We start from the raw sequence: 25,663 nt of genomic DNA on the forward strand, positions 1-25,663 counted from the left end.
AGCGGAGCCTATGGCTATAGGGCAGGCCGAGCGTCCTTGGGGTCCTGCTTCTGGGCCCGGGCCACCGACATCAGGATGCCCAGTGCCAGGCCCAGGGTCACCATGGCGGTGCCGCCATAGCTGATGAAAGGCAGCGGCACGCCCACCACGGGCAGGATGCCGCTGACCATGCCCATGTTCACAAACGCATAGGTGAAAAAGATCATCGAGACCGCCCCGGCCATTAGGCGTCCGAACAGGCTGGTGGCCCCTGCGGCGATGGCCAGGCCGCGCCAGACCAGCATCAAAAAGCAGACCAGCAGAAACAGGTTGCCTGCCAGCCCGAACTCCTCGGAGAACGCGGCAAAGATGAAGTCAGTGGTGCGCTCGGGGATGAACTCCAGATGCGTCTGCGTACCCGCCATGAAACCCTTGCCCCACATGCCCCCCGAGCCGATGGCGATCATGCCCTGGATGATGTGGAACCCCTTGCCCAGCGGGTCGCGTGTGGGGTCGAGCAGGGTGCAGATGCGCTGCTGCTGGTAGTCGTGCAGCACCGACCAGCGCACGCCGTCCGCGCACAACTGGTCCCCCAGCAACACCAGCGCCAGGATGCCCACGCCCCCCAGCACCACCGGTGGCAGCACCAGCTTCCAGGAGAGCCCGGCAAAGAAGATCACGGACAGACCAGCTGCCAGAACCAGTAGCGACGTACCCAGATCGGGCTGCTTCATGATCAGCCCCACCGGAACGGCCAGCAGCAGCCCTGCCGCCGCAAAGTCGAGCGGGCGCAAGGTGCCCTCGCGTTTCTGGAACCACCAGGCCAGCATCAGGGGCATGGCAATTTTCAGGATCTCGCTGGGCTGGATGACGATGCCCACATTGATCCAGCGCGTCGCCCCTTTTTTGGTGATGCCAAACAGCGCCACCGCCAAGAGCAGCGCCACGCCAGCCGCATACAGCGGCACAGCGAACAGCATGATTTTCTGGGGCGGCACCTGGGCCACCATGAACAAAATGGCACCCGCAATGAGCATGTTGCGCCCATGGTCCGAAAACCGTGTGCCGTGGTCGTAGCCCGATGAATACATGGCCACCAGCCCGGCGCAGGCGAGCAACGCCACCACCAGCATGAGCGGCAGGTCAAACCCGCGAAACAGGGGAAGAAAACGCTGGGCGAGCGAGGGCTTTTCAAAAACAACGGCCATCGAGGGATTATCGCGGCCCTTGGGGCCGCGCCACCGTCACCCCGCCTGGCGGAAGGCCATCACCGCCTGGTTGCGCAGGGTGCGCAGCAGGCCCAGGGCCTTGTCGTCCACCACGATGCCCCCTGCCGTGGACTGGTCGGCATAGATAAGCGCAAACGTCTGCCCCTTGATCTGCAGCGGAAGCAGCAAGAACGAGGGGGCATTGAGCCCCGCGCGGTACCACTCGGGCAGGCGGGCCTGCATCTTGGGCTCCGTCGCGTCGTTGATGAGCGTATCGGCACCGCGCAGGCAGACGGCGGCAAACAGGTCGCCCGGCGCCTTGAGCGGGACTTTCATGGCGCGCACGGCGGCCTCGCTGCCCTCGCCCAGGCCAAAGCGGCCGGTCAGCAAATCGGTGCGTGCCTCACGCAGGCAAAACACCATGCGCCGAAACCCCAGCGCGCGGAACATGGTCTCCAGGATCATGCGCAACACGTCGTTGAGCTGAAAACTCTCGACCATGGCATTGGTGATGTCCTGGATGCCCGCTGCCAGCACTTCGTTGACCTGCGCGACCGACACGGCGCCGCTGGCCTGCGACTCCAGCACCGCTGGCAAGGGCTGGGTTTCGCTGGCCCGCAGCTCGTGCGAGCCCAGGGCGTCATCCTGCGCGGGCCCGGCACCGGCCGCCGGGGGCAGCTGCAGCAGCCGCGCCGCAGGCGTGCCGGGGGCTACGCGCAGGTCCAGCGCCTCGGCCAGCGCCACGAGCTTGTGGCGGGCGCGCAAAGTGCCCTCCGAAATCGCTGCGGGAGACAGCGCCAGCGTACGGGAATAGCGGGTGCCGATCTGGGCCAGGCGGGCTTCCAGCGACGCGGCATCGCTCGCCAGCAGGGTGCTGGCCACCTCATTGGCAGCCATCGCCACCCAGCGCAGGCGCTCCACCCCCTGCTCCGGCGCGCGTTGCATGGGCGAGCCCAGGGGCTTGCGCATGCAGCGCTGCAGGCTCTCGGGCAGCCCCCAGACGCGGGCCACGCCCACCCCCAGGTCCTCAAAGCCCAAGCCCAGCACCTGCAGCGCGGCCGACTCTTCGCCCCCCTCCACGCGGCCAGTCTCCATCAGGGCGCGCACCTGGCGCGCCTCTTCCGGAAAATAGAACTCGCACAACATGCGGCCCAGGTTCTGGAACATCGCGCCAATGAAGGCCTCTTCAGCCGCCTGGCCGGGCTCGCACAGCTCCGCCGCCACCGAGCCAGCCATCATGGCGCGCAAAAACTCCTCGCGCATCTGGCTTGCATGGGCCTTGTCCTGCATGTGGTCCAGCAGCACCAGGCTGAGTGCCATGTTGCGCACGGCGTTGAAGCCCACCAGGCTCACGGCCCGCGACACGGTGCTGATGGTGCCCCGGCCCGCATGCGCGAAATGCACGCTGTTGACCAGGCGCAGCAACTTGTTGGTGAGCGCCACATCCTTGAGGATCTCGTGTGTGAGATCGCTGATGCTGTCGTCCTCGGAGTTGGCCACGCGCTGGATGCGCGCCACCGAGTCCGACAGCGCCGGAAAGTCGCTTTTGTGGCGCATGCGCCGCAGCAGGAAGTCGAGCGTGGCATTGCTGGCGGCCGTGGGCGCGCTGGCCGGAGCGGCCCAGGCACGCAAGGCATCGCGAAACTCCGCCGCCGACGGATAGCGCTGGCCCGGCTCGCGCGCCATCGCACGTTGCAAAATGGCCCGCAGGGCGTCGTCCACGCCCGGCCCCAGGTCTTCCGGCAGCACCAGGGTTTCGTTGGCAACGCGGTACAGCGCCTGCCAGGCGTCTTTCTGGTGGATCAGTGGCCGGCCCGTGAGCAGCTCCACCAGCACCAGGGCGGCCGAATACACATCCATGGCCGGTGCAGGGGCCGCCCCGGCCGCCGCCTCGGGCGCGAGGTACGCCGGGGTACCACTGGCCAGTTGCGAATCCGGCACAGCCTGCACCGGCGCCGCCATGCCAAAGTCCATCACCCGCGCGTGGCGCTGGGTGTCGATCATGATGTTGGAAGGCTTGAGGTCGCGGTGCACGATGCCGGCCTGGTGCGCGGCCTGCAGGCCATCCAGCACATCCACCATCAGCGCCACTGCGTCGTGCGGCGTGCAGCGCCCCTGCTGCGCCAGATGCTCGGCCAGCGTCTTGCCTGGAACGTACTCGAACACGATGTAGGGCTGGCGGCCCTGCACATCGGCCTCAAACACCGGAACGATGAAGGGGTGCGCCAGGCGCCCCACATGCCGGGCTTCGCGCAGCCAGTGCTCCAGCACCGACGGGTCCTGGTCCTCCACGGGGCGCATGAGCTTGATGGCCACCTCGCGCTGCAGGCGCGGGTCCAGCGCCAGCCACACGGTGGCCTGGGCGCCCCGGCCCAGCAGCTTTTTCAGTTCAAAGCGGCCCAGCGACGTGGGAGGCTTGTCGGTGGATCCCAAAGCCCAGCGTTTGGCGGTGGAAAGCGGGGCAAAATCAGTCATGGTGGGGATCAAGGCAGCGGGCCCACCGCGTGGTGCCCATGCCATGCATCTTATGTCTCGGCCACCCCTTTCGCAGCAGTGATTCCCCTGCCCTGTCGTTTTCCCCCTCCATGACCACCACCCACCTTCTGTACCTGCACGGCTTTCGCTCTTCGCCCCAGTCTGCCAAGGCGCGGCAGATGGCTGCGCATGTGGCGCAGCACCACCCGGGTGTCACCTTCTGGTGCCCCCAGCTGCCGCCCTCCCCCAAAGCGGCGATGGAACTGGTCGCGCAGGGCATTGCCCCGTGGCGCGGAGCAGCAATGGCGGTGATCGGCTCCTCGCTCGGTGGCTTTTACGCCAGCTGGGTGGCGCAGCACAAGGGCTGCCCCAGCGTGATGCTCAATCCGGCCGTGCACCCGGCGCGTGACCTTGCGCGGTACATCGGCGAGCAGACCACCTGGCACGACCCAGCGGAGCGGTTTTACTTCCAGCCTGAATACATTGACGAGCTGCGCGCGCTGGACACCACAGGCCAGCCGCCCGCAGCGCCCGAGATGGCCATCATTGCCAAGGGCGACGAGGTGCTGGACTGGCGTGAAATGGTGGCGCGCTACCCGCAGGCACGGCTGGTGGTGCAGGAGGGGGGAGAACACGCCCTCGCCAATTTCAGCGACTACCTGCCGCAGGTGACGGAGTTCCTGGCTCTGGCCTGACATCACCCGGGCGCCGGGGGCACCAGCGCATCAGAACCTCTTCAACGTGCCTGAGATGCCCGGGTGCCACCCGCCCCCATCCAGCGGGCATAGTCGTCCGGGTAGGCTGCACGGTAGCGCTTCATGTGGAAAGCCGCTTCGTCGTCCTTGCCCAGCATCACGGCACTTTCAACCAGCACTTCAATGACGCGGGGCTCGGGGGAGTAATGCAGCAGTTCCTGGGCCAGGGCGTTCATGCGCGCTGCGTTGTCGCGGGTCAGCCCCGTGGTGGTCAGGCGCGCAAAGTCCAGCGGGCCCGAAAACAGCAGCGAATGGGACACCTTGGCCTGCGTGTCCTCACGGTACGCGGCAGCCCGCTGCGCCCCCGGCTTGTAAAGCTGGCTCACGCGGTGGTAGTCCCAGGCGGCAAGGCCGCAGGCACCCAGGACTGCGAAGGCTGCCACCAGCGCTGCAGCCCCCGCAGGCCACGCGCGCCCATCCGATGCTTCGTCGCGCCGGGGCAAGACCAGGATCGCCACCGAGAGCAAGGCCACCACCTGGAACGGCCCGTACCACAGCGGGTATTCCAGCATGCTGTGCAGTCCGATGATCGCCAGCACGCCCCAGGCCAGTTGGCGCACGGGCTCGGTTTCGCGCCAAGGCCGGGCCCACAGGCACCCTGCCACGACGACCCCGCACAACGCCACGGCAGCGGGCAGGCCCAGCTCTACGGCCAGGTGCAGGGGCAGGTTGTGCGCGTTGTCCAGCAGCACACAAAAGCGCTCGCCCGGGAACAGCGTGATGTAGTGTGCGTAGTCCAGTTCGCCCCAGCCCCAGCCCAGCCACGGTTTCTGCGCAATCAGGGTGAGCACGTTGGACCACAGCACCCGCCGACTGGTGCAGGTGTGCGATCCGTCCGTAAAACGGTGGAACAAGGCATCTGCGCGCACGCCCTGAAACTTCCAGAGCGCCTCCGGCAGCACCCAGGCGGCCACCAGAAAAACCGCAAACCCTGCGATACCCAGGCGCAGCGCCTCCCCACGGCCAGCGCCACGCCACATGGCCAGAAGCACCAGGACAAGCAGCCACTGCACCACCACGGTCCGCGACGCTGTGGCGGCCCCGCCCACGGCGATCCACATCAGCGCCACGGCGGTCAGCACGCCCCACACGCCGGAGGAAGGTGGGCAGCCTGGGCTGGCCGCCCCGGCCAAGTCCGCGTTGCCTTGTGGACGGGCATGCAGCGTCCACCACAGCCAGGCCCACGCGCCCAGGCTGAGCAGGGTGGCCTGCTGGTTGCGCTGGCGCAGGTTGCCCACCGCCTGGCCCGGCACCGAGGCATGAATCCAGGGCCTCAGGCCGACATCGCCAGCAACGTACTGCACCAGCCCGATGACGCTGGCCACCAGCGCGGCCAGCCCCAGCCCACCCGCCAGCAGCCAACCCCAGCCCGCAGGCCCCCTGCGCTGCGCGACCCCGGCGCGTGCCCACCCGGCTGCCAGCAGCAAAAGCACCGCCCCACACACCCAGGACGCGATCAGCGGCCAGAAGTTGGCGATTGGGGAGTCAGTGACGGCAAACAGAAACGGCAAAGCCACTGCGAGCATGGCCAGCGGAACGGCAATGGCATCAAAAAACATGTCGAAAGAACCGGGCCATCGTGCAAAGCCCTGGATCATAGGGGCAGGCCCGGGGCCGTCGGACCGGCGCGGCACCCATGGGACAATGCCGCCCATGCACGCATTGTTTGAAGAAGCCGGCAAGTTCATGGCCGGTCGTATCCTGTCCGAAGCCGATACATCCGCCCAGGTTGAGCTCGACTCGGGCAAGCGGGTCAAGGTCAAGGCCGCCAACATCCTCCTGAAATTCGAGAAACCCTCGCCTGCCGACTTGATCGACCAGGCCCAGGCCGTGGCCGAAACCATTGAGCTGGACCTGGCCTGGGAGTTCGCGCCCGAAGACGAGTTCGGCTTTGCCGACCTGGCGCGGGACTATTTCTCTGAAAACGCCACCCTGGCCCAGCAGGCCGGTGCGCTGTTCCGCCTGTACGACGCCCCGCACTACTTCCGCCGTGCGGGCAAGGGCCGGTTCAAGAAGGCATCGGCCGAGATCCTGCAGCAGGCGCTGGCCGCCATCGAGAAGAAAAAGGCCATCCTCGCGCAGATCGACGAATGGGCCGCCGCGCTGGGACGGGGCGAATGCCCGCAGCCCATCCGCGACCAGCTTTACAAGATCCTGTTCAAGCCCGACAAGAACGCGCCCGAGTACAAGGCCGTGGTGGACGCCAGCCGCGCCACACACACCGCGCCGCTCGACCTGCTGCAAAAGGCGGGCGCCATCGATTCGAGCTTCCAGTTCCACTGGAAGCGCTTCTTGTTCGAGAACTTCCCCAAGGGCACGGGCTTTCCCGCCGTCACCGCACCCGCCATTGCGGACGAGCTGCCGCTGTCCACCGCGCAGGCGTATTCCATCGATGACTCGCAGACCACCGAAATCGACGATGCGCTGTCGGTGCAGGGCCTGGGCACGGGCACCGTGGTGCTGGGCATCCACATCGCCGCGCCGGGTCTGGCCATCCAGCCGGGCAGCGCCATCGACCAATTGGGCCGCGCGCGCCTGTCCACGGTGTACATGCCGGGCTACAAGATCACCATGCTGCCGGATGACGTGGTGCAGACCTACACGCTGGACGAAGGCCGCGCCAACCCGGCCGTGTCGCTGTACGTCACCATCGACGAAGCCACGCTGGAATTCAAAAGCTCTGAAACCAAGCTCGAGCGCGTGCACGTGGTCGCCAACCTGCGCCACGACCAGCTCGACAGCGTGGTGACCGAAGAATGGCTCTCCAACCCGGCGTTCGAGCATCAAAACGACCCCCAGCGCTTGTCTGACCTGCGCCCCCAGCTATCATTTTTGCACCGCCTTGCCAAGGACCTCAAAGCCCGCCGCGAAGTGGTGCGTGGCAAGCCCGAGAACTTCAACCGGCCGGACTACAACTTCCGCCTGGTCGGCAACAACGGTGCCGAGCCCACGGGCGATGAACAAGTGCAGATCAGCGTACGCCAGCGCGGCGCGCCGCTCGATTTGATCGTGGCCGAGGCCATGATCGTGGCCAACAGCACCTGGGGCAGCTGGATGGCCGAGCTGGGAGTGCCCGGCATCTACCGCAGCCAGGCCAGCATGGCGCCCGGCGTGAAGGTGCGGATGGGCACCAAGGCGCTGCCGCATGCGGGCATCGGCGTCAAAGCGTATTCGTGGGCCACGTCGCCCCTGCGCCGCTACACCGATCTGGTCAACCAGTGGCAAATCATTGCCTGCGCCCGTCACGGCAAGACCGCTGCGCTGGCCGCGCCTTTCAAGCCCAAGGATGCCGACCTGTTCTCCATCATCAGCAGCTTCGACGGCGCCTACAGCGCCTACAACGGCTACCAGGCGGGCATGGAACGGTTCTGGACGCTCAAATATGTAGAGCAGAACGGCATCACTGAGCTCAATGCCACCGTCTTCAAGGAAGGCCCGGGCGGCAGCTTCCTCGTTCGTGCAGACGATATTCCGCTGGTCTTCCCCGTGCTGGGCGCGCAGAACCTGCCGCGCGGCGCGCGCCTGAAGGTCAAGCTGGGCGAGGTGGACGAGATCACCCTCGATATCCATGGCACCGTGATCGAGCGCCTGGATGACCCTGCCGACACCAGAGACGACGGCCCGGTGGACGATGCCGAGGACGACGATACCGTGGCCGGACCGATTGCCATTGCAGTGGACGTGAACGAGGCACCCGCCGAAGCCGCTGCGGCAGCACCGGCCGCCTGATTCCCCCTGACAGCCCCTGATAATTGCTGGCGATGAAACTCCCTGCCTTCCTCCGCACCTTCAGCACGCTGCAGCTCGCGTTGGGCATCTCGGTGGCCGTGCATGCCGCGCTCATCTCGGTGCGTTTCATCGACCCCGAGGGCTTCAACCGCGTGTTCCAGGACACGCCGCTCGAAGTCATCCTGGTCAACGCCAAGTCCAACGAGCGCCCCGACAAGGCCCAGGCGATTGCCCAGGCCAACCTGGCCGGCGGCGGCGATGCCGAGAAGGGCCGCGCCACCAGCCCCCTGCCCTACACCGCGCTGACCACGGTGGGCGACGACTACGAAGAAGCCCAGCGCAAGATGGACGCGATGCAGGAGCAGCAGGCGCAATTGCTGGCCCAGTTGCGCAAGCAGCTGGCCACCATGCCCGAGCCCGATCCGCGCCAGGCCAGCCAGAGCGCCGAGCAGGCCAACGAGCAGGAAAAGCGCCGCCAGCTCGTCAAGCTGCTCGCCGAGATCGAAAAGCGCATCAATGAAGAAAACTCGCGCCCCAAGAAGCGCTACATCAGCCCCGCCACGCGCGAAGAGGCCTACGCCATCTATTACGACGGCCTGCGCCGCAAGGTGGAAGACAAGGGCACCGAAAACTTCCCCGAACAGGGCGGAAAGAAGCTGTATGGCGAGCTGACCATGATCGTCACCGTCAACCACGACGGCCGCGTGCTCGACACCGAGGTGGTGCAAGGCTCGGGCAACCCCACGCTGGACCGGCGCGCCGAGGCGATTGCCCGGGCTGCCGGCCCGTTTGGCGCGTTTGGCGCCGACATGCGCAAGAAGGCCGACCAGATCGCCATGGTGGCGCGCTTCAAGTTCACGCGCGATCAGACGCTGGAGACCAGCGTCCGCTAGTCGCCACCAGGCCCTGCCCGCGGCGGCCCTGCCAACCCGCCTTTTTTCATACCGCACGATTTTTTACCCATGAGCCAAGCCGCCGACCTGTACTGCGTGATGGGCAATCCGGTGGCGCACAGCCGCTCCCCCGCCATCCACGCCCGCTTTGCCGAACTGACGGGTGAGCACATCGCCTACGAACGCCGCCTGGTGCCCATGGATGGTTTTGCCCAGGGCGTGCGCGACTTCGTGGCCCAGGGCGGGCGCGGTTGCAACGTGACGGTTCCGTTCAAAACCGACGCACCACTTCTCGCCACCGAATGCAGCGAGCGCGTGCAGCTGGCCGGTGCGGCCAACACCCTCACCTTCCGCACCGACGGCAGCATCTATGCCGACAACACCGACGGCCTGGGCCTGGTGGCCGACATCACGCGCAACGCGGGTGTGTCGCTGGCGGGACGCGATGTGCTGCTGGTAGGCGCCGGTGGCGCCGCTGCGGGCGTGCTGGGCCCGTTGTTGCTGGCAGGAGCCCGCCACATCACGGTGGCCAACCGCACGCTGGCCAAGGCGCAGGCCCTGGTGCAGTCTCACAGTGCGCTTGCGTTGCTACAAAAATCAGAGCTTATTGCGCTTACTCCACAAGCACTAGAGGCCAATTTCGATGTGATTATCAATGCCACAGCCAGCAGCCTGGCCGGTGCCGAAGTGCCGGTGTCCGCCCGCGTGCTGCGCCCCGGTTGCCTGGCCTACGACATGATGTATGGCCCCGCCGCGCAGGGTTTTCTGGATTGGGCCCGCCAGCACGGCGCCGTTCCGCGTGACGGCCTGGGCATGCTGGTCGAGCAAGCCGCCGAAGCCTTCTTGCTGTGGCGCGGCGTGCGCCCACCGTCGGCCCAGGTGCTGCAGGAAATGCAGCAGGCCAACTCATCCAAATAACAACACCCCACACGAGGAGACACACCGCGATGAAAGCCGTGCTGCGCTGGCTGGGACTGGTGGTGCTCGCCTTCGTGGCGCTGCAGCTGTTCTTTGTGGTCCGTATCGCGGCCATGGTGGTCATCGACCCCGAATCCACCAGCTTTCAGCGCTCCGAGGCCTGGACGCTGCTCACCACCAAAGGCAACGTCCCCTGGCGCCAGCAGTGGATGCCCTACGCCAGCATCTCCGACCAGCTCAAGCGCGCCGTGATCGCCTCGGAAGACGATGGCTTTGTGAGCCACGACGGCGTGGACTGGAATGCCATCGAAAAAGCCTGGGAGCGCAACGCCAAGGCCGAGGCCCTGGCCAACAAAGCCCAGGCCCGTGCCCCCGACCGCCCCGTGCGCGCCCCCAAGATCCGGGGTGGCTCCACCATCACGCAGCAACTGGCCAAGAACCTGCTGCTATCCGGCGAACGCACGCTGCTGCGCAAGGGGCAGGAATTTGTACTCACGCTGCTGCTGGAGCAGCTGCTGAGCAAGCAGCGCATCCTGGAGATTTATCTGAACAGCGTGGAATGGGGCGAAGGCGTGTTCGGCGCCGAGGCGGCCGCGCAGCACTACTTCCGCAAAAGCGCCTCGCGCCTGAGCGCCACGGAAGCCGCGCGGCTGGCGGTGATGCTGCCTGCACCCAAGCGGTTTGAGAAGACGCCCGGGTCGGCGTATCTGGCGGGACGGACGCGGACGATTCTCGGGCGGATGGGTAGTGCGGAGCTGCCGTGAGCGCGAGCGCCACGGCACATGTCACTGCGATTGAAGTGACAGCACACAACGAAGCAAGCAAGACACCATGCTGCCCCTATTCGCCGGATTTTTTGTCCCTTACCTCTTGGCGATAGCCTGCTTCCCGTTGCTGTCGCAGCGAGGTGGGGCCAACCACGCGCAGTCCGGCGCCCTGCTGGGCGGTTGCCTGCTGATCGCCCTATCGCCGTGGCTGATCCCTGCCAACCAACCGCTTCCACGGTTCCTCGCTGCCATGTCAGCAACCCTCATAGCCATCAAGGTGATCGACGCCTGGCTGGAGCTGCGAATGAGATCGCCACTGGTGTGGAAAGATTTTTTGGCTTTTCTCGCCCACCCTTTCGTTCTGGTTCGGCGGTGTCTACCGCGCGAGCGCCCAGTGCCCAGGAACGCAAACCTATCCCGTCTGGTGCTGGGAACGATGGGCGGCGCTATCGGCATCGCACTCCTGAATGTTCTGTTCAGTGTGGATTGGCAAGGCTGGCCCTTTCTTCTTGAACACACAAGTAAAGTGACCGCCCTGATGGTGGCGATCGTTTCCGGGCTTTCCGCCTCCGCCGCGCTGTGGAGATTGTCTGGTGGGGCGGCGCGCGAATACATGGACCATCCTTTTGCGGCGCGCACCCCAGCAGACTTCTGGCGGCGGTACAACCGCAACATGCAGCAATTCTTTTGGGAGGACATCTTCAAACCCCTTGGCGGCTCTCGCACGCCGGTGCGAACAACGCTCCTGGTCTTTGGCTTGTCTGCACTGATCCACGAATTCATCTTCTACGCTGCGATTGGGCGCGTGCAAGGCTATCAGTCGGTCTTCTTCGCCATGCACGGGATCGCTGCGGCGATGACCCTGCGCGTCAGGACCAAGAAGGGCTGGGCTGCCATCCCGTGGATAGCCGGAACCCTCGCGTTCAACCTGGCCTCGTCCGTGTTCTTCTTTGCAAGCATCCACGAAGTGACTCCTTTCTACGCCCGTGGTCTGCCAGACTGGCTGCAAGGCTGGTAGCCGCCTACCGCTTCTGTAACCACAGCATCACCCTCTCCTGCGGCCGCAAGGTCACCTGCAACTTCGGCACACACACCGCCACCCCCTCCGGCAACCGCAGCCGGTACCGCTGCAGCAACATAGCCGCCAGCAGCGTCATCTCCAGCATCGCAAAGTGCTGCCCAATACAGACGCGTGGCCCCACTCCAAACGGTATCCACGCGCCTCTGGGGATGGCCGGGGCGTCATCCAGAAAACGCTCCGGCACAAAGCGGTCGGCCTGGGCAAACCAGCGTTCATCCCGGTGCAGCACCCAGGGCGTGATGCGCAGCATGGCGCCCTGGGGCACCTCCACGCCGCCCAGCGTGATGGGTGCGGTGGTGCGCCGGGTCATCAGCGCGGCAATGGGCGGGTACAGGCGCAGCGCCTCCTTGAGGGTTGCGGCCAGAAAGGGCAACCGGGCAAGGTGCTCGGGGCCGGGCGTCTGGCCCGGGGGCAGCACGCTGTCCACCTCGGCCTGTGCGCGTTGCGCGGCCTCGGGGTGTTCGGCCATCAGGCGGCTCCACCACAGCAGCGTGGTGGCGCTGGTCTCGTGCCCGGCCTGGAAGCTGACCATGCACTGGTCGAACACTTCCTGCGGCGACAGCGGCTCGCCGGTGGATTCGTCGCGCAGCGCCAGCAGCATGTGCAGCAGGTCAGTGCGTGGCGGGGCGCCTGCTGAATCTGCCGCATCCCGGCTGCGCGCACCGATGTGGCGCTGCACCAGCCCCTTGAGTGCCTTGAGCGCGCGCCGCTTGGCGGCCTTGCCGGGCAGGGGCAGCCAGTCGGGCAGCGTGAAGGGCATGAACATTTCTCGGAAGGCTGTCTCCGACAGCGTCTGCGTGGCCCAGGCGGCATCGCACGCGTCGGCCTGGGCCGATTCGCTGAACAGCGTGCGCAGGATCACGTCCATGGCCACATCGGTCCAGAGCATGTCCATGGGCACCAACGCTTCGGCCTGGCCAGCGGGCACGGCGGCGTCGAGCGCGCTGCGGGCAGCATCGGTCATGAGCTGCGCGTAGCCCGCCACGCGTTTGGGGGTAAAAGCAGGCATCAGCATGCGGCGCTGGCGCTGCCAGGTGTCGCCCTCGGTCACCAGCACGCTCTGGCCGAACACCTGCTCGAACACGGCGATGCCGCGCTCCCAGCGGATCAGGTGGTCTGCGTGGGTAACCAGCGCCTCGCGCACGAGGTCGGGCGACAGGAGGTCCCAGGCATCTTCATTAACCAGGCGCATGCGGGTGAGGTCGCCATGGTCGCGCTGCAAGCGGGTGACGAAGCCCAGGTAATCGGCACGCATCTCCTGCAACAAGGGCAGGCCCCACCAGCGGCTGGGCGGGCCACCGAGCTCGGGGTGCCGGGCTGGCGCAAGCTGCGCAGAGGGCGAAGGTGTTGCGGGCTTCGATGGGGCAGTGGTGGTTGCGTGGTTCATGGTGCGGATGGTGCGGCGCAGCAGCGGGCAGGTATTGAACGAATTCGACATCGCCCCTGGCCTACACTCGCGCCCCATGGCAACCCTGATCCCACCTTCCGCACGGCATCCGCAGGGGCTGATCCCCTCGGGCCAGCTGTGGCTGCCGCGCGCCAGCCTGTCGGCCTGCCTGCGCGGCACCATGGTGCGCAGCACGGTGGGCCACACGCTGCGGGATGAGCAACGCATCAACCGCTTTCCGGCCACGCCCCTTTGCAGCCTGAGCTGGTGGTTTGAAGGCCGCAGCGAAGCCCTGGTGGCAGACCGCCCCGACACCCAGCCCGGCCTGCACAGCCCGCGCGAGGCGTATCCCGGCCGCTGGGTGCTGGCGGGCCCCCAGACCCGGCCCAGCGCCAGCTATTGCGCAGCGCCCACCCACGCCATGATGGTGATGTTCATGCCCGACGCGCTGCACCAGCTCACCGGCCTGGAGCCTGAGGCGCTGACTGACCGTTTCGTGGATGCGCAAACCGTGCTGCCACCCGACTGGATCGCGATGTGCGAAGCCGTGCAGCACCAGCCGGGCGATGCCGCCCGCATGGACTGCCTGGAGGCGTTTCTGGAACCCCGCTGGCAAGCCTGCCGTCCCGCGCAGGCGCTGCAGGTGCAGCGCTACGGTGACTGGGCCATGCACCTCGCGCAGCGCGCCGCTGTATCGGCTCCCGGCCGCAGCCTGCGCCAGCTGGAGCGCCGCATCAAGCGCTGGGCCGGGCTGCCGCTGCGCGAGCTGCGCGGCTTTGGCAAGGCCGAGCAGGCGTTTTTCGACACCATCGCTTCGGACGCCGCGAAGGGCACCGTGAAATGGGCCGACGTGGCGGCAGGCGCGGGCTTCTCGGACCAGTCGCACCTGTGCCGCGTCACGCGGCGCATCACCGGCTATGCCCCACAGGCGCTGTACGACGGCATCTACGGCGACGAAGCGTTCTGGGCATATCGCATCTGGGTGTAGTGGCCAGGGTAGCTGCAGCCGCCCGGCTGCGGCCCGCCACAGTACACGCCCGACCGGGCACACCCGCCACGTATCATCCCCGCCATGCTTGCCAAGTTGATGAGTTTCCTTCTGCTGGGGATCGTGCGGTTTCTGACCGGTTCCCAGGCCCGCTGGTACGGCTGCCCGCCCAAGGCCGAGCAGCGCATTTATTTCGCCAACCACCAGAGCCACGCCGACATGGTGCTGATCTGGGCGGCCCTGCCCGAGGAGCTGCGCAGCATCACGCGGCCCATTGCCGCCAAGGATTACTGGACCAAGACGCCGTTCCGCCAGTGGATCACCACCGCCGTGTTCAACGCCGTGTATGTGGACCGTCAGGCCACGCCTGCGCGGCCCCCGGCGCCCCTGGCGGCGGAGCCGGTGGGCGTGCTGGAGGCCCTGGCCACCGCCGCCAGCGACGCGGACACCGCCATGGCGGGCGGCCCCGATCCGTCGCCCGAAGCCCCGCCCCGCGCGCCCACCCCCGAGGAGCTGCGCGCAGCCCTGCCCGAGTCCGACCCGCTGGCCCCTCTGGTGCGTGCGCTGGAGAGCGGAGACTCCATCGTGATCTTTCCCGAAGGTACGCGCGGCCATGGCGACGAGCCGCAGCCATTCAAGTCGGGCCTGTTCAAGCTGGCGCAAATGTTCCCGCAGGTGGTGCTGGTGCCCGCCTGGATCAACAACGTGCAGCGCGTAATGCCCAAGGGCGAAGTGGTGCCGGTGCCCATCCTGTGCTCGGTGACTTTTGGAGAGCCTGTGCAGCTGGAGGCAGGTGAAGAGCGTCGCCCGTTCCTCGACCGGGCACGCCGTGCAGTCATTGCGCTCAGGGAAGTCTGAACATGAACAACTTCCTCCGCAATTTGACTGCCACCCAGCAGGTCGGTGCCCTGTTCCTGGTGATGTTTGGCATCCTGTCCGTCGTCACCATCTGGGCCTTCGTACGCAATCTGCGTGAACACGCCAGCGACGACCCTGAGTCCGAAGCCCGCATCCTCGAAGCCAAGCGTTTCTGGGGACTGCTCAAAACATCCTGGATGATGGCTTCCGTCTTCTGGATTGGCTGGGTCCTGGGCGACACGGTAGCCACCGTGCTGTTTGCCATCGTGGGGTTTTTTGCGCTGCGCGAGTTCATCACGCTGTCGCCCACACGGCGTGGCGACCACCGCAGCCTGGTGCTGGCGTTTTTTGTGGTGCTGCCGCTGCAGTTCTGGATCGTAGGCAGCAAGCACTTTGACCTGTTCACGGTGTTCATCCCCGTCTACGTGTTCCTGGCCTTGCCTGTGGTGAGTGCGCTGGCCAATGACCCGCAGCGTTTTCTGGAGCGCAACGCCAAGCTGCAGTGGGGCATCATGGTCTGCGTGTATGGCATGAGCCACGTGCCCGCGCTGCTGCTGCTGGACTTTCCGGGCTACCGCGACAAGGGCGCGTTTCTGGTGTTTTTCCTGGTGTTTGTGGTGCAGACCTGCATGCTGGTGCAGCACCTGCTGGGGCGGCGCTTTCCGCACAAGCCCGTGGCGCCGCAGGTGAGCCAGAGTTTTCAGTGGACGAGCTGGCTGGCCGGTGTGGCGGCCGGGGGGCTGGCCGGCGGGCTGCTCACGTTCATCACCCCGTTCAAGCCCGGCCAGGCGCTCGGTATGGCGCTGCTGGCCTGCGTGGCGGGCAGCCTGGGGCACCTGGTGATGAAGGCCCTGAAGCGCGACCGGGGGATCACCAGCTGGGGCATGCAGGGCATGTCGGTCACCGGTGCGGGTGGCCTGCTCGACCGGGTGGACGCGCTGTGTTTTGCGGCGCCGGTGTTTTTCCATTCGGTGCGCTGGTACTTCGGTCTGTAAATGAACCGACCCAGAAATTTTCAAGAAAATTGGCATCTAGCGCTTTACCAACAAGCGATAGCAGCTATCAAATAGTGAGCAAATGCGCATCTTAGGCATCGACCCCGGCCTGCAGACCACCGGATTTGGCGTGGTAGACATGGACGGCCACAAGCTCAGCTACGTAGCCAGCGGCACCATCCGCACCACCACGCTGGCGCTGGGCGATCTGCCCGGGCGCCTGAAGATCCTGTTCGACGGCATCACCGAAGTGGCGGCCCGCTATGAACCCGATGTGGCCTCGGTCGAGATCGTGTTCGTCAACGTCAATCCCCAGTCCACCCTGCTGCTGGGCCAGGCACGGGGCGCCTGCATCACGGCCCTGGTGGCGAGCAATTTGCCGGTGGCCGAATACACCGCGCTGCAGATGAAAAAAGCCGTGGTCGGCCACGGCCGCGCCGCCAAGAGCCAGGTGCAGGAGATGGTGCGGCGCCTGCTCAGCCTGCCCGGCGTGCCAGGCACCGACGCGGCCGATGGCCTGGGCATGGCCATCACACATGCGCATGCGGGTGCTGCCATGGGGCGGCTGGGCGAAGCCGCCACGCTGAACCGGCGCCAGCATGCGATGTACAAGGGTGGGCGGAGTTACTGACCCCAGGCGAGCCAAAGCACCGCCGCGCGGATGGGCGCCCACGGCCGCGGGGATGTCGAAATGTGCGGACAAAAAAATACCGCGCCCGAAGACGCGGTACTGCCCCACCAGGCTTTAGCAACAGCGAAAGGTCAGGCAACCTGCGTCTTCATCCGGTCCGCCCGCTCCTTGGGTGACGGATGGGTAGACAAAAAGCTGGTCGACTCCCCGCCCGACATGGCGGCGAGTTTTTCCAGCGCAGTGACGCAAGCGGCGGGCTGGTATCGCTTGGCCTTCATGAAGCCCATGGCGTAGTCGTCAGCCTCGCGCTCGTTGCTTTGCGAATGCTGGGCGCGCACCACTTTCTCGAACAGGTCACCCAGCTGCGAGTTGGCAATGGCACCGGCCTTGCCGTTGCTCGACGCCACGGCATTGCGCAGCGCGCTGGTGCGCAGGGCGGTCTGGATGCGGGCCTTGGTGTGGCCGGCCTTGACGTGGCCGATCTCGTGGCCGATCACATAGCGCACTTCATCGTCGGTGAACTTGTCCATCAAACCCGAATACACCCGGATGGTGCCGTTGGCCATGGCAAAGGCGTTGATCTCCGGCGTGAGGTAGACCTTGAAGTTCATCTTGAGGCCGTCGTGGGTGCCCAGGCCCGAGGTGAGCTTCGTGAGGCGCTTGGCATAGGGGTTTCCTGCCGGGGCCACCTGGTTCTGGCTGTCCATCTCGGCGGACATCTGGTCGAACGTGCTCTTGAGTTCCTCGTCCGACAGGCTCTCGGACTTGGCCAGGTCCTTGCCTGCATCCAGCATCTTGCCCAGGTCAAACTGCGCCCACACGGGCGATACGGCGCTCACGCCGGAAGCCAGGGTTACGAGCGTCAACAATTTACGGCGGTCCATGGGGGTTCCCTCTCTGACGTGGTCAGCTTCTTGATTGGTCTTGAATCGATTGTGTTTTTGCGCAACCAACTGCAAGCAATGGTTGGCGCGCGCCGAAGGATAGCCACGCCAACGGCGTTTCTCGCTGGCGGCCGTGTCTTCAGATGTAAGAACTGTGTGCCGATGCTGGCGTGCGGGCCGAAACGGTGGGGACTGGGCGAGGTTGCGGCGCCGGAAATGTTCGCAGAATTCAGATAAAAATGGCCTTAGCGCTTGTGTATAAAGCGTTTTAAGCTATAAAAAACAGAGCAATCATTCACACAGCGCGGACTGGCCTTGGCCGTGCCTGTGTACACCGCGCCCCAAGGTATCAGCGCCCCAGGCCCCGCTTGAGTTCCTTGAGCAACAACAGCACCTGATTGGACGCATGGCGGCAGCTGCTATTGAGCAGTTGCACGGCCTTTTGCTGCTCGCCCGCCTGGAACGCAGTCACCACATCGGCCGCCTGCTGGTGAAAGTATTTGTGCCGGGCCACCAGCATGTCGAACGCGGGGTAATGCCCCAGCCGCACGCGCCCCGTGCCATAGAGCCAGCGGCCCAGGTCGCAGCGATCGTCCTGGCAGATGCGTTCGGGCCGCATCACTTCCTGCGAGCGGCCATTGACCATGTCCTGCAGCTGCAGGCGCCAGCGCTCATGGCTGGCAATGGCCGCGTCGATATCGATTTCGGTCATGAGCATGGAGGCGTACTCGGCGTCCAGCACCAATTCGCTGCCGTTGTCTTCCATGGCCCAGGTGGTGTCAGGGCTGGTGGGATCTTGCTCCCGGATCTTGAACAGACGACTGAAAAAACCCATGCTTGGTCCCTGTGGAGGCACCCCGTCCGCCAGCACCAGGAATGGTCCTGCCGGAAATGCCTTGAAACATTCTGTGGGGCGCGCGCGGTTTTGGCTACCAAAAAATGACCTCTTGGTAAAAACCGTGCGCGTCAACCCTTCTGGCCCTGCCAGCTCTGCCCCGGTAGCCAGCAGCAATGTGGCCAGGGCCAGACAATGCACGGATGACTCCCACTGCTCAACGCCCCGCCCTGTCCATGCTCGACCTCGTCGCCGTCCGGGAGGGCGGGACCGTAGCCGATGCGCTGCAGATTGCCCTGCGCACCGCGCAACATGCTGAAAAGCTGGGTTTTGCCCGTTACTGGCTGGCAGAGCACCACAACATGGCGGGCATTGCCAGCTCAGCCACCGCCGTGCTGGTGGGCCATATTGCCGGCGGTACCTCGCGCATCCGTGTGGGTTCTGGCGGCGTGATGCTGCCCAACCACGCGCCTCTGGTGGTGGCCGAGGCCTTTGGCACCCTGGCCGAGCTGTACCCGGGCCGCATCGACCTGGGACTGGGGCGCGCGCCGGGCACGGACCCCACCACCATGCGCGCACTGCGCCGCAGCCGGGTGGAGACAGCCGATGATTTTCCGCAGGACGTCGCAGAGTTGCAGCGCCTGCTGGCCCCGGCCGAACCAGGCCAGCGCCTGATTGCCATGCCCGGTGCGGGCACCAACGTGCCGATCTGGCTGCTGGGCTCCAGCCTGTTTTCGGCGCAACTGGCGGCGGAGCGCGGGCTGCCATATGCCTTTGCCTCGCACTTTGCCCCGCGCCTGCTGCACCAGGCCATTGACCTGTACCGCAACCTGTACCGGCCGTCCGCCGCCTGGCCCCAGCCCTATGTGGTGATTGGGGTGCCGCTGATTGCGGCCCCCACGGATGAAGAAGCGGAGTTTCTGGCCAGCAGCACCTACCAGCGGGTGCTGGGCATTCTGACCGGCGACCGGCGCCGCCTGCTGCCGCCCGTTGAGAACTACGCCGCGCAGCTGCAGCCCCAGGAGCGCGCCGCGATTGGCGACTTTCTGGCCGCTGCCGTGATCGGCGGGCCCGACACGGTGCGCGCGGGCCTTGCACAGCTCACCGAAGCCACCGGGGCCAATGAACTGATGCTCGTGAGTGATCTCTACGACCCAGCTCTACGCCTGCGCTCGCTGGATGTTGCGGCACAGGCCCACGCCGAAGCGTGGGAAAGCCGCTGAGTGCCTTGATAAAAGCGCTTAGGTCTTCTGTCCGGTGTAGACGAAAGTTTCTGCCTTGCTCGCACTCTGCCCCATGATCACGATCGCTTGGGTGGTGTCGTTGTACAGAACAACGTGTTGAACAACCACGCCATCGCCCACGGGGCATGTGGCTCCGCTGAAGGTGAGCGGCAGATCAAACACGTTCCGGCCGCTGGCGCGGGGCACCACGGTGCCGCGAATGGAGCAACCCGGGTAGGAGGGAATCGACACCAATCCACCGGTGGAAATGGAAACCGACACCAAGGGCTCCCGCACCTGGTTGCCAATGCCGGTGCCGGAATACGTACCCAGCAACTCGCTCACGACAGCAGGCTGCTCGTAGAGCACGCCATAGGTACCGGTGAACTTCACGCCCTTGGAATCCGTGACCTGCACCGAGTCCCGCACCGCGTACTTGCCGCTATAGCTGACCGCCACCGTCGTCCGGCTGGCAAGGTTTGCCTCATCCACCACATTGAGATAGCGCCCGGTGCCAGAGACAACATCTGGGCCCGACGTCTGAACGGCGCCTTGCGATATGCCCACCACGGCGCCCACTGCATCGGTCAGGATGCTCCAGGATTCGCCGTTCTCCAGCACCACACCCTGCACATTCAGAGGGTCGGTGGTCGCCCCGGTCCACAGGCCTTCCACGCCGGTGACCACGGTCGCAGGAGGCTTCGGCGCAGGTGGCGCCACATCATCCCCGCCTCCGCCGCAAGCAGATAACACCAAAGCGGCAACCAGTCCTCCCAGGGCAGTCGTCTTATTCACTTTCTTCTCCTTTGTGAGTCAAATCTGGGGGGCTGCGCCATGGCGCGGCCCCAACTGCCGCATCTTAAGCGCAGGCACCGCAAGCGGCACAGGGCAAAATAGCATGCGGTGGCGGGCCGTCTCACCCACGCCACATCGGGTTCGAGGAGAACTTCATCAGAGGCAGCCACCCTTTCCAGCCATCCAGTTTCGATGACTCCAACGCCGCGCCGGTGTTTTATCGCGCCAGGTAGCCGCCATCCACCGGGTAATACGCCCCGGTCACAAACGACGCCTTGCTGGACGCCAGCCAGGTCACCAGCTCGGCCACCTCTTCAGGTTGCCCCAGGCGGCCGATGGGGTGGGCGCCCACCAGCATCGCGTTGATGCCAGCATCCTGCTCCAGCCCGCTGATCATGGGCGTGTGGATAAAGGCAGGCCCGACGGCATTGATGCGCACGCCATGGGCGCTGTATTCAATCGCAGCCGCCTTGGTCAGCCCCACCACACCATGTTTGGCCGCGGTGTAGGCCGGGGCGGTGGCAAAACCCACCGCCCCCAGGATGGATGCCATGTTGATGATGGAGCCGCCGCCATTCTTGAGCATGGCTGCGATCTGGTATTTCATGCCGTAAAACACGCCGGAGAGGTTGATGTTGATGACCTGGGCCCAGCCATCCAGGGGGTAATCGGCCGTGGCCGCCTGCGGGCCGCCGATGCCCGCGTTGTTGCAGGCGATGTCCAGCCCTCCGTAGTGGGCCACGGTGCGGTTCACCAGCGCTTCGCAGTCCTCGGGCCTGCCCACATCGGCAGCCACAAAAATGGCATCGCCCCCGGCTGCGCGTACCAGCGCCGCCGTTTCCTCACCCGCCTGCACATTCACATCCGACACCACCACCTTGGCGCCTTCGCGCGCCCACACCAGCGCAATGGCACGCCCAATGCCCGACGATGCCCCGGTGACCAACGCAACCTTGTTCTTCAGCATGAAAGACTCCTTGTTCATTCAGAACACCTGCAACCCGATGCCACAGATCGCTTTTTATTCTGCGCGCCCAATGCGTCAGCGCCTTGACCTGGGTCATCCCGCTGGCAAGGGTACTGGCCCACAGCCATGGGCCTTGGGTACCGGCTACCATCAGGGGCTGCAAGGTTTTCGCCCGCATCAGCCTGTTGTGTGACCGCCTGATTTCCACGCCACCGCCATACCGCCCGCACCCGCATGCCTGCTTTTTCCTTTGAAGCCCTGGACGCCCAGGGCCAGACCCGCAAGGGCCTCATGGAGGCCGACACCGCCAAGGCCGCGCGCAGCCTGCTGCGAGCCCAGGCCCTGGTGCCCCTGGCGGTAGAGCTGGTGCAGACCGGCCAGTCGCTGGATGGCAGCTCGGCCAGCCTGGGCCAGCGCCTGTTCACACGGCCCGTGTTCAGCGCCACGGGCCTGTCGATCTGGACGCGGCAGATTGCCGGGCTGGTGTCTTCCGGCCTGCCGCTGGAGCGCGCCCTCACGGCACTGTCTGAAGAAGCCGACGACGAACGCCAGCGCCACCTGGTGGCCGCACTGCGCGCTGAGGTCAATGCCGGAGCCACGTTTGCGCGCGCCCTGTCGCAGCACCCGCGCGAGTTTTCCGACATCTACTGCGCGGTGATCGGCGCGGGCGAGCACAGCGGCAACCTGGGCCTGGTGCTGGAACGCCTGGCCGACGACCTGGAAGAACGCCAGGCGCTCAAGGCCAAGCTGGTGGGCGCTGCGCTGTACCCCGCCATCGTGACCATCGTCGCCATCGTGATCGTGCTCTTCCTCGTGGGCTACGTGGTGCCCCAGGTGGCCAGCGTGTTTGCGGGCACCAAGCGGGCGCTGCCGTTTCTGACCGTGGCCATGCTGGGCATCAGCGCTTTTGTACGCAGCTATGGCTGGATGATGCTGATTGCTTCTGTTTTGATCGCTTTTGGCACACGCTGGGCGCTGACCATCGGGCATGTTCGCGAAAAATTCGATGCCGCCTGGCTCAACCTGCCGCTGGTGGGCAAACTGGCGCGCGGCTACAACGCGGCGCGTTTTGCGGGCACCTTGGCCATGCTGGCGGGTGCGGGCGTACCCATCCTCAAGGCGCTGCAGGCCGCCGCCGAAACGCTGAACAACCGCGCCCTGCGCGCCGATGCACTCGAAGCGCTGGTGCTGGTGCGCGAAGGTGCGCCCCTGGCCTCGGCGCTGGCGCAGAAAAAGCGCTTCCCCGGCCTACTGTCCATGTTTGCGCGCCTGGGCGAGCAGACGGGGCAACTGCCGGTGATGCTGCAGCGCGCCGCCAGGCAGCTTTCCACCGAGGTCCAGCGCCGCGCCATGGCGCTGGCAACCATCCTGGAGCCTTTGCTCATCGTCGGCATGGGCCTGATCGTGATGCTCATCGTGCTGGCGGTATTGCTGCCGATCATCCAACTGAATCAGTTCGTGAAGTGACCCTATGGCTGTGACACTGGACGACAAGCTGGTGGTGGCGATCTCATCGCGGGCGCTGTTCAACTTCGAAGAGGAAAACCGCGTCTTCGAGCACGAGAGGGATGACCGCGCCTATGTGGACCTGCAGCGCCAGCGCCTGGACGTGCCCGCCGCGCCCGGCGTGGCGTTCTCGCTGGTGCGCAAGCTGCTGACCTTCAACACCTCGGAGCACCAGCGGGTGGAGGTGGTGCTGCTCTCGCGCAATGACCCGGTCAGTGGCATGCGCGTGTTTCGCTCCTGCAACGCCCATGGCCTGCCCACCATCCAGCGCGGCGTGTTCACCCAGGGGCGTGACCCTTTTCGCTACCTGCGACCGCTGGGCGCACACCTGTTCCTGTCTGCCAACGAGGCCGATGTGCGCGAGGCGCTGCACCTGGGCTACCCGGCCGCGCGGGTGATCACCGAATCGGTACAGGCAGGCGACGCCAACCCGCAGGAAGTGCGCATTGCCTTTGACGGCGACGCCGTGCTGTTCTCCGATGAGGCCGAGCGTGTGTACCAGGCCGAAGGCCTGGCCGCCTTCCAGCAGCACGAAACCGACAAGGCCGCCCTGCCCCTGCCCGATGGCCCGTTCAAGCCCCTGCTGGCGGCGCTGCACCGACTGCAATCCGCCGGAGAGGCCGGCGGCACCACCGGCATGCGCATCCGCACCGCACTGGTCACGGCGCGCAGCGCCCCGGCGCACGAACGCGCGATCCGCACGCTGATGGACTGGAACATCGATGTGGACGAAGCCATGTTCCTGGGTGGCCTTCCCAAGGGCGAATTCCTGCGCGAATTCGAACCCGACTTTTTCTTCGACGACCAGACAGGCCATGTGACCTCAGCCGCCCGTCATGTGCCAGCCGGCCATGTGAACAGCGGTATCTCCAACCCCCTGCGCCCTGCCGGCGATTAACCCGGGGCCGGGCACGGACTCGCGTTCCTTCGAAAAGTTTTGCAATCTCCTGCAACTCCCGGTGAAAGCTGCAAGCCTTGGGTTGCATTCCGCCCACGCACACCCAGCTGTGCCAACATCGTTGCCAGTCCACAGAAGGAGCCTGTTTTGCGCATCAGATTTTCCCTGGCCGCCTGCGTGATGAGCACCCTGGCGGCAGCCTTGGGCACCACTGCACTGGCCATGCCCCCTGCAACTGCGCCAGCGCCACCAGCCCCCGCCGCCAGCGCCCCCACTGAATCCCAGGCAGCCCTGACCAAAGGCGAAATCAAGGCCATGCGCGAGTTCAAGATGCTGGACTTCAATGGGGACGGCAAGCTCAGCCGCACCGAGGTCAAGCTCTTTCCCCGCCTGGCCGCCGCGTTCGACGATGCAGACACGGACAAGGATGGCTACGTGTCGTACGAGGAAGTGCGGGCCTTTGCCGCCAAGTACCGCGCGGAGCGGGATCAGCAGCGGGCGGCCCAGGCAGCGGCTCCCGCTTCATCGCCCCGGCCTTGAGGCCAGAATGGGGCAAAAATTGAATGAAATACGGCTCCAGCGCTTATCAGTTATGCGCAAACAGCTATAACTTTAGGAGCCAAACCCTCACAAGCCGCCAGTGCGCTTGATCTTGGGGTCGGAGTAGGTCAGCGGCTCGTTCTTGACCTGCTGGGCCATGCGCTCCTGCAGGGTCATCTTGTTGATGTCCTGCGCCACCTCCACCGCACTGCCACTGGCCCGCCACATCGACTGGATCAGCTCCAGCAGTTGTTTGTAGATCGGCTCCTTGGGGGGCTCGGGCGGTTCTTCCACGGTGTCTTTTTTCTTGACCTCGGTCCAGTCCCGGTTTGCTACATCGGGCGCGGAGGGCTTGTCGGGCTCGCGCACGATGGCGCCCTCGCCCAGCCGGTCCATGGATTCGACGGGATTGGATGCATTGATGGGCCGCACCGGCGGCGCGCCAGAGGCGCCAGTGGAATACAAATCAGCGCCCTGAGGACGCCAACTCGGCGATCGGTCGACAGGTGGCATTTGCATGGCAGTGGCCCCAATGGTTGATGAATAGATATGCTCGAAGTGCAGAGGCTTTTTCGCCGTCTTCGTAATCTATTACGGCAAAAAGAAGGGGGAATTTAGGTCTTTTTCACCGATTGGCTCAAATTTAGGGTTTTCCCTAATCTTTGTCACCCTTTTGGGAGCATGCGGGGGCTGGATCGGCTCACAGCCGACCGATTGCACTCATTCCCCCACCGAGTCTGGAGCTACTGGCTTGTGGGGGGAGCGGGCACGGCAGGGCTTGGCACTGCCGTTGTGCCTTGCCGGTGGAGACACCGGGATGACCTCGTACAGGGTCAGATCAGAGAAAGCGTTCCAGCAACCGGCGCGAATGCCGGTCCAGCGCCGTGGTGTCTTTGACGCGGAACTGCACGCCGTCGCCCCCGGCAATCAGCAGGCGGGTGCGTCCGCCCAAGCGGCGGATGTCTTCCTCGGCCTTGAGGACGAGGCTGGCAGAGCCCCGGTCCGTCTCCACCTGCCAGGTGCTGGGGGTGGAGAAGCTCGATACTGCAATGATTTTTTCGATAGTGGGCACAAACTCTCGCACTTCCAACTCTTCTTCGATGAGCTGGCGGGCGGGGGCTGGCAGCTGGTCCAGCCGGTCGATCCACAGCAGTTCGTGGCCGTCAGATCCGATCAGCGAGAGCCCTTCGGCGGGTGCCGCGATGGGGAAGGCCCGCACAGGCGTGACGCCCTCGTGGGCCGTGCCGTCGGCCAGGGTCAGAACCAGCCGACCGTGTGGATTGCGCGCCAAGGTGAACGTGGCGGAGGCGGTGGACGGCGATTGCGGGAAGGAAGGGGTGTTCATGGCGTT

Annotated in this window: 24 protein-coding genes; 14 read left to right on the forward strand and 10 right to left on the reverse strand. The window is 65.6% G+C overall.

Annotated elements, in window-relative coordinates; translation table 11 throughout:
• Nucleotides 1–14: 14 nt before the first annotated feature.
• Nucleotides 15–1,187, reverse strand: a complete 1,173-nt coding sequence (gene rodA / locus ACT89O_RS20280) for a rod shape-determining protein RodA (RefSeq protein WP_055394909.1) — start codon at nucleotides 1,185–1,187, stop codon at nucleotides 15–17.
• 36 nt (nucleotides 1,188–1,223) lie between these two features.
• Nucleotides 1,224–3,662 carry a protein kinase domain-containing protein gene (locus tag ACT89O_RS20285; RefSeq protein ID WP_487261006.1) on the reverse strand — a complete coding sequence of 813 codons (2,439 nt, stop codon included), beginning with the start codon at nucleotides 3,660–3,662 and terminating at the stop codon, nucleotides 1,224–1,226.
• A gap of 110 nt (nucleotides 3,663–3,772) precedes the next feature.
• Here ACT89O_RS20285 and ACT89O_RS20290 point away from each other — a divergent pair, with 110 nt between their 5' ends.
• Nucleotides 3,773–4,357, forward strand: a complete 585-nt coding sequence (locus ACT89O_RS20290; protein WP_436131291.1) for a YqiA/YcfP family alpha/beta fold hydrolase — start codon at nucleotides 3,773–3,775, stop codon at nucleotides 4,355–4,357.
• Nucleotides 4,358–4,398: 41 nt separating this feature from the next.
• Here the strand turns inward: ACT89O_RS20290 and ACT89O_RS20295 are convergent, their stop codons facing one another.
• Nucleotides 4,399–5,976, reverse strand: a complete 1,578-nt coding sequence (locus ACT89O_RS20295) for a Wzy polymerase domain-containing protein (protein WP_487261007.1) — start codon at nucleotides 5,974–5,976, stop codon at nucleotides 4,399–4,401.
• Between the two features lie 94 nt (nucleotides 5,977–6,070).
• Here ACT89O_RS20295 and ACT89O_RS20300 point away from each other — a divergent pair, with 94 nt between their 5' ends.
• The 5 genes from ACT89O_RS20300 (at nucleotide 6,071) to ACT89O_RS20320 (ending at nucleotide 11,742) form a co-directional block, all read left to right on the forward strand.
• Entirely contained in the window at nucleotides 6,071–8,146 is a 2,076-nt protein-coding gene (locus ACT89O_RS20300) for a ribonuclease catalytic domain-containing protein (RefSeq protein ID WP_487261008.1), read from the forward strand.
• A 32-nt stretch (nucleotides 8,147–8,178) separates the two neighbouring features.
• Nucleotides 8,179–9,039 (forward strand): energy transducer TonB, encoded by an 861-nt coding sequence (locus tag ACT89O_RS20305; RefSeq protein ID WP_055394913.1) that lies wholly within the window; start codon nucleotides 8,179–8,181, stop codon nucleotides 9,037–9,039.
• Nucleotides 9,040–9,108: 69 nt separating this feature from the next.
• Nucleotides 9,109–9,957 (forward strand): shikimate dehydrogenase, encoded by an 849-nt coding sequence (gene aroE, locus ACT89O_RS20310; RefSeq protein WP_487261009.1) that lies wholly within the window; start codon nucleotides 9,109–9,111, stop codon nucleotides 9,955–9,957.
• A 29-nt stretch (nucleotides 9,958–9,986) separates the two neighbouring features.
• On the forward strand, nucleotides 9,987–10,721 hold the full coding sequence (gene mtgA, locus ACT89O_RS20315; protein WP_055394917.1) for a monofunctional biosynthetic peptidoglycan transglycosylase: 735 nt from the start codon (nucleotides 9,987–9,989) through the stop codon (nucleotides 10,719–10,721).
• Nucleotides 10,722–10,788: 67 nt separating this feature from the next.
• Entirely contained in the window at nucleotides 10,789–11,742 is a 954-nt protein-coding gene (locus ACT89O_RS20320) for an MBOAT family O-acyltransferase (RefSeq protein WP_121421135.1), read from the forward strand.
• Between the two features lie 4 nt (nucleotides 11,743–11,746).
• On the opposite strand, the gene ACT89O_RS20325 is transcribed toward ACT89O_RS20320, so the two are convergent.
• The gene (locus ACT89O_RS20325; protein WP_487261010.1) at nucleotides 11,747–13,243 is read right to left on the reverse strand and encodes a cytochrome P450; all 1,497 of its coding nucleotides are present in this window, start codon (nucleotides 13,241–13,243) and stop codon (nucleotides 11,747–11,749) included.
• 25 nt (nucleotides 13,244–13,268) lie between these two features.
• Here ACT89O_RS20325 and ACT89O_RS20330 point away from each other — a divergent pair, with 25 nt between their 5' ends.
• From ACT89O_RS20330 to ruvC, 4 genes are all read left to right on the forward strand, one after another.
• Complete coding sequence (locus ACT89O_RS20330) at nucleotides 13,269–14,180, forward strand: AraC family transcriptional regulator (protein WP_487261011.1); 912 nt, start codon at nucleotides 13,269–13,271, stop codon at nucleotides 14,178–14,180.
• Between the two features lie 84 nt (nucleotides 14,181–14,264).
• Nucleotides 14,265–15,038 carry a lysophospholipid acyltransferase family protein gene (locus ACT89O_RS20335; protein WP_121508584.1) on the forward strand — a complete coding sequence of 258 codons (774 nt, stop codon included), beginning with the start codon at nucleotides 14,265–14,267 and terminating at the stop codon, nucleotides 15,036–15,038.
• Nucleotides 15,039–15,040: 2 nt separating this feature from the next.
• Nucleotides 15,041–16,033 (forward strand): phosphatidate cytidylyltransferase, encoded by a 993-nt coding sequence (locus tag ACT89O_RS20340; protein ID WP_055395967.1) that lies wholly within the window; start codon nucleotides 15,041–15,043, stop codon nucleotides 16,031–16,033.
• 82 nt (nucleotides 16,034–16,115) lie between these two features.
• Nucleotides 16,116–16,664: a crossover junction endodeoxyribonuclease RuvC gene (gene ruvC, locus ACT89O_RS20345; RefSeq protein ID WP_055395965.1), complete on the forward strand. Its 549-nt coding sequence runs from the start codon at nucleotides 16,116–16,118 to the stop codon at nucleotides 16,662–16,664.
• Between the two features lie 131 nt (nucleotides 16,665–16,795).
• Here the strand turns inward: ruvC and ACT89O_RS20350 are convergent, their stop codons facing one another.
• Together ACT89O_RS20350 and ACT89O_RS20355 are read right to left on the reverse strand one after the other, a co-directional pair.
• Nucleotides 16,796–17,548 carry a M48 family metallopeptidase gene (locus ACT89O_RS20350; protein ID WP_487261012.1) on the reverse strand — a complete coding sequence of 251 codons (753 nt, stop codon included), beginning with the start codon at nucleotides 17,546–17,548 and terminating at the stop codon, nucleotides 16,796–16,798.
• Nucleotides 17,549–17,897: 349 nt separating this feature from the next.
• A complete protein-coding gene (locus ACT89O_RS20355) occupies nucleotides 17,898–18,383 on the reverse strand; it encodes a CZB domain-containing protein (protein WP_055395973.1) in 486 nt (161 codons plus the stop codon).
• 203 nt (nucleotides 18,384–18,586) lie between these two features.
• Here ACT89O_RS20355 and ACT89O_RS20360 point away from each other — a divergent pair, with 203 nt between their 5' ends.
• Nucleotides 18,587–19,606 carry an LLM class flavin-dependent oxidoreductase gene (locus tag ACT89O_RS20360; protein ID WP_487261013.1) on the forward strand — a complete coding sequence of 340 codons (1,020 nt, stop codon included), beginning with the start codon at nucleotides 18,587–18,589 and terminating at the stop codon, nucleotides 19,604–19,606.
• Between the two features lie 18 nt (nucleotides 19,607–19,624).
• On the opposite strand, the gene ACT89O_RS20365 is transcribed toward ACT89O_RS20360, so the two are convergent.
• A complete protein-coding gene (locus ACT89O_RS20365; protein ID WP_431150695.1) occupies nucleotides 19,625–20,401 on the reverse strand; it encodes a hypothetical protein in 777 nt (258 codons plus the stop codon).
• Between the two features lie 217 nt (nucleotides 20,402–20,618).
• Nucleotides 20,619–21,368: an SDR family NAD(P)-dependent oxidoreductase gene (locus ACT89O_RS20370; protein ID WP_487261014.1), complete on the reverse strand. Its 750-nt coding sequence runs from the start codon at nucleotides 21,366–21,368 to the stop codon at nucleotides 20,619–20,621.
• 234 nt (nucleotides 21,369–21,602) lie between these two features.
• Between ACT89O_RS20370 and gspF the strand changes: the two genes are divergently transcribed.
• From gspF to ACT89O_RS20385, 3 genes are all read left to right on the forward strand, one after another.
• Nucleotides 21,603–22,835 (forward strand): type II secretion system inner membrane protein GspF, encoded by a 1,233-nt coding sequence (gene gspF / locus ACT89O_RS20375; protein ID WP_228896209.1) that lies wholly within the window; start codon nucleotides 21,603–21,605, stop codon nucleotides 22,833–22,835.
• A 4-nt stretch (nucleotides 22,836–22,839) separates the two neighbouring features.
• Complete coding sequence (locus ACT89O_RS20380; RefSeq protein WP_487261015.1) at nucleotides 22,840–23,772, forward strand: 5'-nucleotidase; 933 nt, start codon at nucleotides 22,840–22,842, stop codon at nucleotides 23,770–23,772.
• A 180-nt stretch (nucleotides 23,773–23,952) separates the two neighbouring features.
• Nucleotides 23,953–24,312 carry an EF-hand domain-containing protein gene (locus ACT89O_RS20385; protein WP_121508976.1) on the forward strand — a complete coding sequence of 120 codons (360 nt, stop codon included), beginning with the start codon at nucleotides 23,953–23,955 and terminating at the stop codon, nucleotides 24,310–24,312.
• Between the two features lie 87 nt (nucleotides 24,313–24,399).
• Here the strand turns inward: ACT89O_RS20385 and ACT89O_RS20390 are convergent, their stop codons facing one another.
• Entirely contained in the window at nucleotides 24,400–24,831 is a 432-nt protein-coding gene (locus ACT89O_RS20390; protein WP_029414343.1) for a hypothetical protein, read from the reverse strand.
• A 319-nt stretch (nucleotides 24,832–25,150) separates the two neighbouring features.
• The gene (locus tag ACT89O_RS20395; RefSeq protein ID WP_487261016.1) at nucleotides 25,151–25,657 is read right to left on the reverse strand and encodes a cyanophycin metabolism-associated DUF1854 family protein; all 507 of its coding nucleotides are present in this window, start codon (nucleotides 25,655–25,657) and stop codon (nucleotides 25,151–25,153) included.
• Nucleotides 25,658–25,663: the final 6 nt, after the last annotated feature.

It is taken from the genome of Acidovorax sp. NN32 (assembly GCF_057597245.1).